This window comes from Actinoplanes sp. NPDC049599 (assembly GCF_044465625.1).
Taxonomy (GTDB): Bacteria; Actinomycetota; Actinomycetes; order Mycobacteriales; family Micromonosporaceae; genus Actinoplanes.
Map to the genome: position 1 here is coordinate 228,045 of NZ_JBITLX010000003.1, position 13,020 is coordinate 241,064.

At 72.5% G+C, this 13,020-nt stretch carries 11 protein-coding genes and 1 pseudogene; 5 read left to right on the forward strand and 7 right to left on the reverse strand.

The genetic code is table 11. From position 1 onward, the window contains the following. The first annotated feature begins 61 nt into the window (after positions 1-61). The 3 genes from ACIBQZ_RS07270 to ACIBQZ_RS07280 all read left to right on the forward strand — a co-directional run bounded on the left by ACIBQZ_RS07270 (position 62) and on the right by ACIBQZ_RS07280 (position 2,069). A complete protein-coding gene (locus ACIBQZ_RS07270; RefSeq protein WP_396087587.1) occupies positions 62-856 on the forward strand; it encodes a sigma-70 family RNA polymerase sigma factor in 795 nt (264 codons plus the stop codon). Continuing rightward, the gene (locus tag ACIBQZ_RS07275; RefSeq protein WP_396087588.1) at positions 853-1,443 is read left to right on the forward strand and encodes a GtrA family protein; all 591 of its coding nucleotides are present in this window, start codon (positions 853-855) and stop codon (positions 1,441-1,443) included. The genes ACIBQZ_RS07270 and ACIBQZ_RS07275 overlap by 4 nt, the downstream gene beginning before the upstream one ends. Positions 1,444-1,505: 62 nt before the next feature. After that, positions 1,506-2,069: a GtrA family protein gene (locus tag ACIBQZ_RS07280; protein WP_396087589.1), complete on the forward strand. Its 564-nt coding sequence runs from the start codon at positions 1,506-1,508 to the stop codon at positions 2,067-2,069. Positions 2,070-2,072: 3 nt separating this feature from the next. Here the strand turns inward: ACIBQZ_RS07280 and ACIBQZ_RS07285 are convergent, their stop codons facing one another. The 3 genes from ACIBQZ_RS07285 to ACIBQZ_RS07295 are packed head-to-tail and all read right to left on the reverse strand — an operon-like array spanning position 2,073 to position 5,181. Further along, positions 2,073-2,627, reverse strand: coding sequence for a PH domain-containing protein (locus tag ACIBQZ_RS07285; protein ID WP_396087590.1), 555 nt, complete (start codon positions 2,625-2,627; stop codon positions 2,073-2,075). A gap of 4 nt (positions 2,628-2,631) precedes the next feature. After that, positions 2,632-3,495, reverse strand: a complete 864-nt coding sequence (locus ACIBQZ_RS07290; protein WP_396087591.1) for a biotin--[acetyl-CoA-carboxylase] ligase — start codon at positions 3,493-3,495, stop codon at positions 2,632-2,634. 24 nt (positions 3,496-3,519) lie between these two features. Continuing rightward, positions 3,520-5,181, reverse strand: coding sequence for a hypothetical protein (locus tag ACIBQZ_RS07295; RefSeq protein WP_396087592.1), 1,662 nt, complete (start codon positions 5,179-5,181; stop codon positions 3,520-3,522). Between the two features lie 190 nt (positions 5,182-5,371). Here ACIBQZ_RS07295 and ACIBQZ_RS07300 point away from each other — a divergent pair, with 190 nt between their 5' ends. After that, positions 5,372-6,943, forward strand: a complete 1,572-nt coding sequence (locus ACIBQZ_RS07300; RefSeq protein WP_396087923.1) for an acyl-CoA carboxylase subunit beta — start codon at positions 5,372-5,374, stop codon at positions 6,941-6,943. Between the two features lie 4 nt (positions 6,944-6,947). Here the strand turns inward: ACIBQZ_RS07300 and ACIBQZ_RS07305 are convergent, their stop codons facing one another. From ACIBQZ_RS07305 to ACIBQZ_RS07320, 4 genes and pseudogenes are all read right to left on the reverse strand, one after another. Beyond that, positions 6,948-7,607, reverse strand: coding sequence for a M50 family metallopeptidase (locus ACIBQZ_RS07305; RefSeq protein ID WP_396087594.1), 660 nt, complete (start codon positions 7,605-7,607; stop codon positions 6,948-6,950). A 56-nt stretch (positions 7,608-7,663) separates the two neighbouring features. Continuing rightward, positions 7,664-8,404 carry a M50 family metallopeptidase gene (locus tag ACIBQZ_RS07310; protein WP_396087595.1) on the reverse strand — a complete coding sequence of 247 codons (741 nt, stop codon included), beginning with the start codon at positions 8,402-8,404 and terminating at the stop codon, positions 7,664-7,666. 30 nt (positions 8,405-8,434) lie between these two features. After that, on the reverse strand, positions 8,435-8,596 hold the full coding sequence (locus ACIBQZ_RS07315) for a hypothetical protein (protein WP_396087596.1): 162 nt from the start codon (positions 8,594-8,596) through the stop codon (positions 8,435-8,437). A gap of 2,659 nt (positions 8,597-11,255) precedes the next feature. After that, positions 11,256-12,704, reverse strand: a pseudogene (locus ACIBQZ_RS07320) (protein kinase); the annotation flags it as partial. Positions 12,705-12,805: 101 nt separating this feature from the next. Between ACIBQZ_RS07320 and ACIBQZ_RS07325 the strand changes: the two are divergent. Next, entirely contained in the window at positions 12,806-13,003 is a 198-nt protein-coding gene (locus tag ACIBQZ_RS07325) for an acyl-CoA carboxylase subunit epsilon (protein ID WP_396087597.1), read from the forward strand. Positions 13,004-13,020 lie beyond the last annotated feature (17 nt).

Sequence of the window (13,020 nt, forward strand, 5' to 3'; positions counted from 1 at the left end):
AAACGTCCTAAGCTGGCCGCTACTCGGGCTTTCCTCCCACTCCCCACTACAGGAGGCAGGAATGACCATCCCGGCCAGTGACACCGATGCCGACACAGACCTGCTGGCCGCCGTCCGCGCGGGCGACACCGCGGCGTACGGCGTTCTCTACCAGCGCCACCGGGCCGCCGCCCGGACGCTGGCGTACGGGCTCGTCCACGACCCCGCCGACGCCGACGACCTGGTCGCCGAGACGTTCGCCAAGGTCTTCGCGAGCCTGCGGGCCGGGCGGGGGCCGCTGGTGGCGTTCCGCGCGTACCTGCACACGACGCTGCGGCACGTCTGTTACCACCGGGCCCGGCGGGACCGGCGGCTGGAGTTCACCGACGACCTGACCCGCTACGACGAGGGCGAGCCGTTCCTGGACCCGGCCCTCGACCGGCTCGAACGCACCTACGCCGCGCGGGCCTTCCGGGCGCTGCCGGACCGCTGGCGGGACGTGCTGTGGCGCACCGAGGTCGAGGGGGCCAGCCCGGCGGAGGTGGCGCCGCACCTCGGCCTCACCCCGAACGCGGTGGCGGTGCTCGCCCACCGGGCCCGGGAGGGACTGCGCCGGCTCTACCTGCAGCAACACGTGGCGGAGGCCGAGCCGCCCGAGTGCCGGTGGACCGGCGACCGGCTCGGCGGGCACGTCCGGGGCCGGGTGGCGCCGCGGGTGGCCGTCCGGCTGGAGGCCCATCTGGCCTACTGCGCGGGCTGCCGGGGGCGGCACGCCGAGATCACCGAGATCAATCAACGGGGTCACCGTCCGTACAAACAGCGTGACCACGTCGCTGCGGATGGGTTAAGAGTCGCTCACGAAAACGGCGGTCCGTGACCGGCCCCGGTACTGTCGGGATCGTGCCTGCCGCATTCCTGCCCGCGCTGCGGGCACGCTTCGGGGCACTCGTGCGCGAGCTGAGCAAGTTCGGCACGGTCGGCGGCATCGCCTTCGCGATCGACCTCGCCATCTTCAACGTGCTGCTGCAGGCCGGCTTCGAGTCGCTGCTGGCCAAGACCATCTCCACCGTGCTGGCCACCACCGTGGCGTTCGCCGGCAACCGGTTCTGGACCTGGCGGCACCGCGAGCACCGCAACATGGCCCGGCAGTACACGATGTTCTTCCTGCTCAACGGGGTCGGCCTGGGCATCGGGCTGACCTGCCTGGCGATCAGCCACTACGGCCTGGGCGCCATCTGGCCGGAATTCCAGAGCCCGCTCGCGGACAACATCTCCGGCCAGTTCGTGGGCACCGCCGTGGGCACCCTGTTCCGCTTCTGGTCCTACCGCCGGTTTGTGTTCGGCGACGCCGTGCTCCCGGAGCCGGTTCCCGCCGAGCCGCCGCCGGTGGCCACCGCCCCGGCCGACCCCGGCACCCCGCAGTCGGCGCCGCCGGCCGCGCCGCGTGCCGTCCCGCGCTTGTGACGTCGGACTTATCGCAGCTCAGGCTCCGCTGTCCCCGCCCATTCCCCCCGTAAGGTTGACCAATGCCTTCAGCTCGCCCGCTGGCGGAACGCCTGCGCCACCTCGCCCCCGAGGCTCTCGCCTTCGGCTCGATCGGCGCCGCGAACACGCTGCTCTACATGGCGATCACCTGGGCCCTGTTGCCCATCGGCGCCGTCAAGGCGAGCATCATCGCCACCATCGTCACCACGACGCTGGCGTACCTGGCGAACAGGTACTGGACCTACCGCAAGCACACCCGCAGCGCCCTGCGCCGGGAGTACACGCTGTTCTTCGGCTTCAACCTGGTCGGCATGATCATCCAGTCCGGCGCGGTGACCATCGGCAAGTACGGCTTCGGCCTTACCGAGGAGCACGACGAGATCCTGTTCATGGGGGTCACGCTGCTCGGCATCGCAGTCGCGACGGTCTTCCGGTTCTGGGCCTACCGCACCTTCGTCTTCCTCAAGCCGCCCGTCGACGGCCACGAGGCCGCGGTGACCGAGCTGGACGTGGCGGCCGGGCTGGCCGAGCTCAGTGCCGAGGTCGACGGCAGCCTGGACGAGGAACTGGCCAAGGAGATCGACGCGCAGCGGCGTGCCGTCTGAGGCTCACCGGCGCCTGCCGCGCACCGGGGCCGGCGCCGGCTCCTCGTCGTCCTCGTCGTCGTCACCGCGCAGCTCGCGGTCGGTCTCGATGAGCTGGTAGAGCAGCGTCTGCACCTGCTGCACGCGGGGCACCGCGACCAGCACGGCGCTCCGGTCCCCGATCGAGTCGATCCGCAGGGTGCCGCTGCCGAGCATCCGGTCGAGCAGCGACTGGCTCATCACGTGGTCGTTCACCCGATTCAGCGGCAGGTCGCGGCGCTCCCGGGCGATCACCCCGTCCTGCAGCAGGATCCGCTCGTCGGTGAAGACGTAGTGGGTGCCGCGCCAGACCAGCAGCGGCCACACCCCGCGGGTCACCGCCATGAACAGCGCCAGGGCGCCCACCAGCGAGACCCCGATCAGGCCACCGGTGGTCGGCGGCAACATGATCCAGACCAGCAGCACGGCGGCCAGGGCCACCAGCAGGACCAGGATCGGGCGTACGGCCGCCCGCGCGTGCGGATGCAGATGGAGGACGACCTCTTCCTCGTCGGTCAGCACCTCGTCCGGGAAAGCCACGGGCTCAGCGTACGTGCAGCACGTCCCCGGCCGAGACACGCCGCTCGCCGTCAGCCGTACGGACCACCAGGCAGCCGTCACCGTCCACCGTGGTCGCCGTGCCGGTGAACTCCTCGGCGTTGGGCAGCAGCACCCGCACGTCCCGCCCGATCGTCGCGCACTCCCGCTGGTACGCGGCCAGCAGCCCGCACATCTCGGCGTCGCCGCCGGTCTCGCGCCAGCCGCCGTACCACCGGGCGACGCCGCGCAGCAGCGCCCGCAGCAGCGGATCGCGGTCGGTGGCCTTGGCGCCCGCGGCCTGCAGGGACGTGGCCGGCAGGCCGGTCGTGCCGGGCAGCTCCTCGGGCCGGGTGGTGACGTTGAGGCCGATGCCGATCACCACCGCGTCGCCGGAGACCTCGGCCAGGATGCCGGCCGCCTTCGCCTCGCCCTGCGCGGTGCGCAGCAGCAGGTCGTTCGGCCACTTCAGGGCGGCGTCGAGCTCGGCCAGCCGCTGCACCGTCTCCCGCAACGCCACCCCGGCCAGCAGCGGCAGCCAGCCCCAGGTGCGCTGCGGCGCCGCGGCCCAGCCCCGCTCGGCGTCGGCGACCCCGGGCCGCAGCAGGAAGCTCAGCGTCAGCCCGGCCCGCGGCGGCGAGACCCACTGCCGGTCGCGCCGGCCCCGGCCGGCCACCTGCCGCTCGGCCACCACGACCAGCCCCTCGGCGGCGCCGGCCTGGCCGGCGGCCGCGGCATCGGCGTTGGTGGAGCCGGTCTCGGCCCGGATCTCCAGGCGCTGCCAGAAACCGCCGGGCACGATGAGGGCCCGCTGCAAGGAGCGCTCACCCAGCGGCGGCCGGTCCAGGTCCGTGTAGGGCGAGGGAGCCATCAACCCAGCCTAGCCCCGGCCTGATCAGCTGGGTTCGGCCGCGTGCCGGCTCACGTAGACGGTGCTGCGCGACTCCACCGGGCCGTTGCCGGGACGCGGGCGCGGCCGCGGACGGGCCCGCGGCGGGTCCGGGTGGGACAGGTCCATCGGCGGCAGCATCTGGGTGGCGTCGTCGCCGGCACGCGCGCCCGCCGGACCCCGCCGGCGGCGCATCACCACGGTCGGCCGGTTCGACCGGCGGCCGTCGTCCTCCGGGGACCAGGTGAAGTCGGGCATGGCCGCGTCGGGCAGGTCCGGAACCGTCCAGATCGGGCCCTCCAGGCTCTCCTCGCGCGCGGCGTAGGGGCCGCCGGCGCTCGGGCCACGCCGGGCGGGGACCCGGCCGGGCCGGCCCCGGCCGGTGACCTGCTCCTGCTGCACCGGGCGCGCTTCGGCCGGCTCGTCCCGCCGCGCGGGCTCGCCGGCATGCGGGTTCGCGGCCAGGACCAGGCCCTGCTCGCCGAGGAACACCCGGTCGTCCGCCTCCTCGAAGCGGCGCCGGCCGGCCGGGTTCTCCTGCTGGTAGGCCGCCTCGCTGCCGAACCTGCCGGGTTCCGGCGGCAGCTCCGCCGCCGGCCGCGGATCCGCCGGCTGGTCGCGCTCCACCGGGGTGCGGAAGGCGGGGCCGGTGTCGTCGCGCCGCGACCAGGACCGGGGCAGCTCGATCCGGTCGTCGGGGCGCGCCGGCGGCCACTGCAACACCGGCCGGGTGGGCTCCGCGTCGGCCTCCGCCGGTACGTCGAACCCGGTCGCCGGCGGATAGGGCGGCACCTCGGGCAGCCGCTCGACCGGGGTGGGCCAGCCGTACTCGGTCTCGTAGGAACCGGCCGGTGCCGGGGTCCAGTAGTCGCCGGCGACCGGCTCGGGCTCGTCCTGGTACTGCGGGCGCACCCAGCCCTCGACGCGGTCGCCGTACCGCAGGTCGGACCGCTCGGCCCAGCCGGCGCCGGCTGGGCCCTCGGCGACGGGGACGAAGCCGGTCTCGTCGGCGTCGGCCAGCGAGCCGTCGTAGCTGCCGGGGAAGGTGCCGGTGCCGTCCGAACCCGCCACGGCGTCGAAGGGGCCGGACAGCTCGGCCTCGGGCAGCGCCAACCCCGGCAGGTCCAGCGCGTACGACCGCTCGTCCGCCCGGGCGGGGTCCGCGGCGCGGTCGAGGTCCTGGTCGATGTCGAGTTCCGGGTCGCCGCCGTGGTCCGCGGGCTCGCCCGGATCGTCGGCCGGGCCGTCGTCCCCGGGCAGCCCGAGGGCCATCAGGCGGAGGTCGGTGGGCGGACCGTAGGCCGGGCCCGGTTCGTCGCGGGCCGGGGCGGTGATCGCCGCGGGCGCCTCGAACAGGTGGTTCTCGTCAGGCGGGCGGCCGGTGGGGACACGACCGGCCGAGCCGCGACTTCTACGGCGGTCCGGTCCCGGCACGGAGTGCGGGGCGGACGCCTCGACCGGCGGGGCGGCACCTCCGCGTCGAGCCGCCTGCTCCGGCGGCTTCCGGTCCACCGCTTCGGCGCCGGTTCGGGGTTCCGCCGCCATGCCGGCGCGGCGGCGGGCCTCGCCGGCGCGCTGTTCTCGGCGGGCGCTGCGGAAGAGGGCGGCGCGAAAGACGATGAGCGTGGTGATGCCACCGACGATCAACGCCACGCCGACGGGGGTCATCCATGTCGTCACGGGGGATGTAACGAATGGGGCATTGAGTGCGAAACGTCCTATCTGCCGCACCACCGCATCCGGGCACCCGCACCGTCGGCCGGAACCCTCGATACGATCTCTTCGGCGTGAATGCCGCCTGGCAGGTGGGCATGCGTGGGCGAGCGGAGGACGGGGCATCGTGACGGCGCAGCAGGACGTGACGCAGCAGGATGACATCCACACGACGGCCGGCAAGCTCGCCGACCTCGGGCGGCGCACCGACGAGGCCGTGCACGCCGGCTCGGCCCGGGCGGTGGAGAAGCAGCACGCCCGCGGCAAGAAGACCGCCCGCGAGCGGATCGCGCTGCTGCTCGACGAGGGCTCCTTCGTGGAGCTGGACGAACTGGCCCGGCACCGTTCGACGGCCTTCGGCCTGGAGAAGAACCGCCCGTACGGCGACGGCGTGGTCACCGGCCACGGCACCGTCGACGGCCGCACGGTGTGCGTGTTCTCACAGGACTTCACCGTGTTCGGCGGCTCGCTGGGCGAGGTGTTCGGCACCAAGATCGTCAAGGTGCTGGACCTGGCCATGAAGATCGGCTGCCCGATCATCGGCATCAACGACTCCGGCGGCGCGCGGATCCAGGAGGGCGTGGTCGCGCTCGGCCTGTACGCCGACATCTTCTTCCGCAACGTCCGGGCCAGCGGGGTCATCCCGCAGATCTCGCTGATCATGGGCCCGTGCGCGGGCGGCGCGGTCTACTCCCCGGCGATCACCGACTTCACCGTGATGGTCGACCAGACCTCGCACATGTTCATCACCGGCCCGGACGTCATCCGCACGGTCACCGGCGAGGACGTCGGCATGGAGGAGCTGGGCGGCGCGCGCACGCACAACACCCGCAGCGGCAACGCGCACTACCTCGCCAGCGACGAGGACGACGCGATCGACTACGTGCGCGCGCTGCTCTCGTACCTCCCGAGCAACAACCTGGACGAACCGACCACCTTCGACCTGCCCGCCGAGCTCGCGCCGAGCGAAGCGGATCGGGCCCTGGACCGGCTGATCCCGGACTCGGCGAACCAGCCCTACGACATCAAGCGGGTGGTGGAGGCCGTGGTGGCGGACTTCCTGGAGGTCCAGCCGCTCTACGCGCAGAACATCGTGGTCGGCTTCGGCCGGGTCGAGGGCCGGCCGGTGGGCGTCGTGGCGAACCAGCCGATGCACTTCGCCGGCACGCTGGACATCGCCGCGTCCGAGAAGGCCGCGCGCTTCGTGCGCACCTGCGACGCCTTCAACATCCCGGTGGTCACCTTCGTGGACGTGCCCGGCTTCCTGCCGGGCACCGGCCAGGAGTGGGACGGCATCATCCGGCGCGGGGCCAAGCTGATCTACGCGTACGCGGAAGCGACCGTCCCCAAGGTCACGGTGATCACCCGCAAGGCGTACGGCGGCGCGTACGACGTGATGGGCTCCAAGCACCTCGGCGCGGACATGAACTTCGCCTGGCCGACGGCGCAGATCGCGGTCATGGGCGCCCAGGGCGCGGTCAACATCCTCTACCGCGGCGAGCTGGCCGCGGCCGACGACCCGGCGGCCCTGCGCACCGAGCTGATCAAGGAGTACGAGGACACGCTGGCCAACCCGTACATCGCGGCGGAGCGGGGTTACGTGGACGCGGTCATCGCGCCGTCCGCGACCCGGGCGCAGGTCACCATGGCCCTGCGGACGCTGCGCGGCAAGCGGGAGACCCTGCCGCCGAAGAAGCACGGCAACATCCCGCTCTGAGACCTCAGCCGGCGTGCCGCAGCAGCAACGCGCCGCCGTAGACGAGCGCGCCCAGCGACAGCACCCAGAAGAACAGCAGCCACACCACGTCGCCGATCAGCGTCTGCCCCTGCAACTGGCCGGCGTCGGTCGTCTCGTCACCGCCGTGGATCGCCCAGAACAGCTCGGGCACCTGGCGGGCGCCGCCCATCAGCAGGAACCAGACCCAGACGTACGCGAAGACCAGCTGGACCGGCTCGGTCGAGCGCATGGCGACCACCCACAGGACGGCGCCGACGCTCAGGATGACAAACACGCCGAACAGGTTCCGCACCATGATCAGCACGCCGGCCAGGAAGACCAGGCTGAGCAGCAGCACCACCCGCGGGTGGAAGTCGTGCACCAGCAGCTGCACGCCGGCGAAGCCGATGATCGACGGCCCCAGGTAGCCGGCCACCAGCGAGACGAACTTCGAGACGGCGTTCTCCCGGCCGGGCAGCATCTCGCCGGCACCGGCGTGGAAGATCTTCACGTGCTTGACCGTGGTGCCGAACAGCCAGCCGAAGACCGCGTGACCGCCCTCGTGCGCGATCGTGATCGCGTTGGTGGTGTACCGCCACAGTGGCACCGCGGCGACGAACGCCACCACCGCGGTGGACCAGGCCATCCCCAGCGAGCCCGCCATGCCGGTAAGCCTTCCCCGGACGGCTACTCAATGTGTAGCACCGCCACTACTCCACGTCAGGGGGTGGTGCTGACCGCCGGTAGCCACTGACCGGCCAGCATGAAACCGCCGATCACCAGCGCGGCGAGATCCACCGCGAGAAACACACCGACCCAGAAGAGCGCCGGAATGTGCGTGACGCCGGCCAGCTGGTCCGCGTCCGACTCCGGCATTCGGCCCCGGCTGCGGAGCTTCTGCAGCTCGAAGACCGGCCGCACGCCCCCGATCAGCAGGAACCACACCCCCACGTACGCGAACGCGGCCTGGACCTGCGGCGACGCGTACCAGGAAACGGCGAACACGATCGCCCCGGTGACCAGCACGGAAACCGCGCCGAACACGTTCCGGATGTTGATCAGCATGAGCAGCAGCAGCACGACCGCCAGCCAGAGCAGCAGCGTGATCCGGTTGCCGCCGAGCAGCCAGGCGCCGCCCAGGCCGACCAGCGAGGGCGCGATATAGCCCGCGAGCAGGGTGAACATCATGCCGGGCCCGGTCGGCCGACCGGCCGAGAGGGTCAGCCCGGAGGTGTCGAACTCCAGCCGGATACCGCGCAGTTTGCGGCCCGTCAGCAGCGCGACCAGCGCATGTCCACCCTCATGGGCGATGGTGATGGCATTGCGCGCGACCCGCCACAGCGGCCGGAAGGCGACCACGGCCAGCGCGATCACCGCCGTCACCAGGACAAGCAGGCCGGGCGGGTCCGGTTGGGCACCGAGCAGGGTGTCCCAGAGGTCACTTACCGAGTCGATCGACACAGCCCGCGAGCGTAGTCGATCAGCGCGCCCTCAGGCGCGGCGGCGCAGCACGGACTCCCGCTGCGGCACCGCACGACGCTGCAGCATCCAGACGCCACCGGCCACGATCAGAGCGGCGGCGACGGCCAGCGTCAGCACCAAGGCTCCGGCGGCCGCCACGACCAGCGCGACATCGGCGATCGCGACGAGCATCCACAAAGCGATCGTGGGCCTACTGCCGTGTCGTCGAATCATCATGCACCTCCATCAGTGGTGACCGATGAGTACCCATTCACCTGTCACTCACACCTGGAGATCACCGCGTGGGCTTGAACCCCTGGTAGATCACCTGAAGGTCCTTCTGACTGGCTGCCCAGTCCCCCGGCGAGGTGTACCAGGAGATGCTGTAGGCCTGCTTGCCGGGCGTGGTGATGAAACCCCGCTTCACGGCATGCTGCTTGTTGCCACTGTCGGTGACATAGGTGAACTCCCAGTCGGCGGCCTTGCCGTGGTAGTTCAACGGCCGGAGATCAATCCGGTCGTAGTCGCGATACTTCGTCCCACGCCGCTCGGCCTCCTGCGCCTCCCAGTCGGCCACCGGGTCGTCCTTGGGCTGCTCGGAGTGATCGATGATCAGCAACCGGTTGTTCTTGGTGAAGTACACCTCGCTGCCCTGCCGTCGCACCGAAGCACCCTCCGGCACCGGCACGGAGTAGCCGTCACCCTTGTAGAGGTACCAGCCCTTCGGCACACCCCCGGCGGCCGGCGCCTTGCTGGTGGGCGACGGCTTGGGCGTGGTGGGCGCGGCAGCGGGCGCCGAACTCGGCCTGGCGGAAGGCTTGACCGAGGGCGCACTGGCAACCGGCACGCCGCCGGCCTTACGGCCGTCATCCCGCGCCTGCTCGCCATCGTCCCCGAACGCCTTGGGAACAAGAAAAACCAAAGCCAGCAGTACGGCAACCAGCACGGCAACAGCGACAACGGTCTGCCGCCGGGTCAGCGTGGTGCCGAAAACGGTGACGCCCCTGGCACCGGAGGAAGGGGCGCGAACGGTCATCGGCTGCCAGGCAGGACGGCTCGGCTTCCCGAAGCCGGGGGCGCCGGAGATGGGTGCGCCGGGGGTGGGCCCGATGATCCGGGTGCGGCTGGCGTCTTCCTTGGGGGTGGGGGTTTGACCCGCGGCGGCCGTTGGCGCCTTACCGGGGGCAGTCGACGTCTTACCGACGGCAGTCGACGCCTTGCCGACGGTGAGGTCCGCCTTGGTGGCAGCGGTTGACGACTTGCCGGCGGGGGTCACCGCCTTGCCGGGTGCGGTCGACGACTTGCCTGCGGCGGTTTCCGCCTTGCCCGGAGCGGTCGATGCCGCACCGGCGCCCGACTTCGCCTTGCCCGGAGCGGTCGATGCCGCGCCCGCGGCCGACTCCGGCTTGCCCGGAGCGGTCGACGCCGCGCCCGCGGCCGACTCCGCCTTGCCCGGAGCGGTCGATGCCGCGCCCGCGGCCGACTCCGGCTTGCCCGGAGCTGTCAACGCCGCGCCCGCGGCCGACTCCGCCTTGCCCGGAGCTGTCAACGCCCTGCCCGCGGCGGCTTCCGCTTCGCCGAGAGCTGTCAACGCCTCGGCCTGAGCGGTCGGCGCATTGTCCGGAGAGTTCGGCTGCTCGCCCTGGGCGGTAGGCGCTTTGTCGGTGATGGCCGGGTTTGGTTCGGCGGCGGCTTCTGCGTCGGCCGCTAGGAGGGCGCCGTCCGTGACATTGCCCTTCGGCCGGTCGTCCGTCGGCCGGTCATCCGTCGACGTTTCATCCGGCGACGTTTCATCCGTCCGTGTTTCACGCGCCGACATTTCGCCCGTCGGCGTTCCACCAGCCGACGATCCGGCTGTCGGCGTTCCACCAGCCGGTGATTCGCCCTTTGACGGGTCGCCCTTCGACATTACGGACTGCGGCGTTTCGGATGTGGAGGCCGCGGGTTCGGCCATTGCCGGCGTAGGCGTGCCCCCCGCGGCCACGCCCTGCCCGGTGGATGCATCGCCGGCCGGGGCGACGACCGGCGTAGCCGCGGCGGTGCGACCGCGGCCCTTCTTGCGGGAAGCCTTGGTGCTCGCGCCGGTGCGGGCTGCCGTCACGGACTTGGCAGCCGCGTCAGCACGAGATTCGATTTCCGGGCCGGGCGTGTCGGCGTCGGCCTGCGGCGCTTCCGGCTCGCTCTTAGCCGTCGCCGGTCGCTTCTCCGGCGTGTCGGCCGATGTCTCGGGAGCTGCTGCGGGAGTGCCGGCTGCGGTCGCGTCGGCTGCTGCCTGCTCGGCCGGCTCGGCGGGAGCTGCCTGCCGGCCCGCTGATGGGGACTTCGAGTCAGCTTCGCTCGCCTCCGCGCCGGCGAACGAGGCGGTGACGGGCTCAGCGTCGGCAAGCCCGGCGATGGCGGGCTCGGCGGCGGCGGGCTCAGCAGTCGCAGGCTCAGCGTCGGCAAGCCCGGCAGTCGCGGGCTCAGCAGTCGCAGGCTCAGCAGTCGCAGGCTCAGCAGTGGCGGGCTCGGCAGTGGCATGCCCGGCGATGGCATGCCCGGCGGTGGTGGGCTCGGCAGTGGCATGCCCGGCGTCGGCAAGCCCGGCGTCGGCTGCGGCTGCTGACGGTTGCGGGTCGGATGACGGCTTGGCTGCGTCGTCCTGGTCTGCGGCGTTGGGCGGTGTTGCGTTTGTCGACGGCTTCTCGGCCTCCGGGGCGGCGACTTTCGCCTCGGACCTGGTCGGCTGCGCGCCGGCGGGTGTCGCTGCTTTCTCGGGCGCTGCCGTTGCCGCGGTCGCTGCTTCGCCGGCTGCCGCTGCGCCACGGCCTGCCGTTCCAGCGCCTGGTTGGCGGGGCGTGCTCGGCTTTACGGGTGAAGTAGCGGTGGCGCGACCCGTTGCCGGGGTGTGGTGTTCGGCTGCGGTGGCTGCTGCCGCCGATGCCCGGGACGGCGGCGGGGTGGCCGGGGCGCCCGGTGCGGCCGGTGGGCGCTTGCGGTGGGCGGCTACCTCGTCGGCCGTGAGCGAGCCGAAAGCGGAGCCCGACCCGCGCATCGTCGCGTCCAGGGCGGGACGGCGCGAAGCTGGTGCATCTCCCCCTGGGGGCGGGGACTGTGGTGTGCCCGTACCGCTGCGGTTGGGGTTTTCGATCCGGGTTGCATCCAGCTCGGGCGGCTTCGGTCCATCGACCCGCGTCGGGGTTTCCGCCGGTGGGCGGCCCACCGAGGCCTTGCCGGGCGCGAAGATCGGCGCGCGACCGGCCGGCGCCGCCGGAGAGACCGGTGCGCGGCCCGACGTGACCGGCGGGCCGGCCGCGGCGCGCCCGGGGTTGACCGGCGGGCCGAGCGGGTGGGCCGGGGTGATCGGCGGGCGCGGGCCCGGGACCACCGGCGCCGAGGCCGACACGCCGGGGACGACCGGCGGCGTGCCCATGGCCGGGCGTTCGCGGCCGATGCCGGGGCGGCGCATGGTCGGGCTCATCGGGAAGCTCAGCTTCGACCGGCGGCCCGTCGCCCGCATCAGCAGCCGCTCGGCCTCGTCGGCGTTGATCCGGTGTGCGGGGTCCTTGCGCAGCAGGCCGTTGAGCACCGGCTTGAGCGGGCCGGCGTTGCGGGCCGGCGGCGGGTTCTCGGTGGCCAGGGCGGCCAGCGTGGCGATCGCGGACGGCCGCGCGAACGGCGAGGCGCCCTCGACGGCCGCATAGAGCGTGGCGCCCAGCGACCAGAGGTCGGCGCCGGGCCCGGCGGTGCCGTCCCGGGCGCGCTCCGGCGCGATGTAGGCGGGCGAACCCAGAACCAGACCGGTACGCGTGACGTTCGGGTCGCCGGGCACGGTCGCGAGGCCGAAGTCGGTCAGCACGACCCGGCCGTCCTCGCTGATCAGCACGTTGCCGGGCTTCACGTCCCGGTGCACGACGCCGGCCCGGTGCGCGGCCCGCAGGGCGTTGAGCACGCCGAGCCCGATCTCGGCGGCGCGGACCGGGGCGAAAGGCCCGTCCGCGGCGAGAATGTCCTGCAGGGACCGGGACGGGACGTATTCCATGACGATCCACGGATCGGCGTCGGTGCGCAGCACGTCGAAGACTCGCACGACGTTGATGTTGTTGAGCCGGGCGATCGCGCGCGCTTCCCGCAGCGAACGCTCGCGCATCTCCCGCCGCTCGTCGGGGGTCAGCCCCGGCGGCGGCACGAGCTCCTTGATGGCGACCTCGCGGTGCAGGACGACGTCGGTCGCCCGCCAGACACGACCCATCCCGCCCTGACCGAGCGGCGCAACGAGCCGGTAACGGTCAGCGACAATGAGCGGAGGGGAAGTAGACATCACGCAGAAAATACCCGGTCATGTCGAGCCGCAGCGAATCGATCAGCCGAGTGTGGGACGCGTGTCACCGAGAACCTCCCGCAGGGCCGTAAGCTTGATCAATGGATGAGGAACCGCTGGTCAACGTCGTGCGAGGCACACCGACCCCGGAAGAACTGGCGGCGCTGGTCTGCGCCCTGGCCGGCCGATCCACGCAAGCGGATTCACCTTCACCGGGGCCGGGCCTGACAGCGTGGATGCGAAGCGCCCGCCCAGCCGCGACCCGGCCGTCCTGGCGATCCTCGGCGTTACCCCGCTAGCCATCGACGGGTCTCGG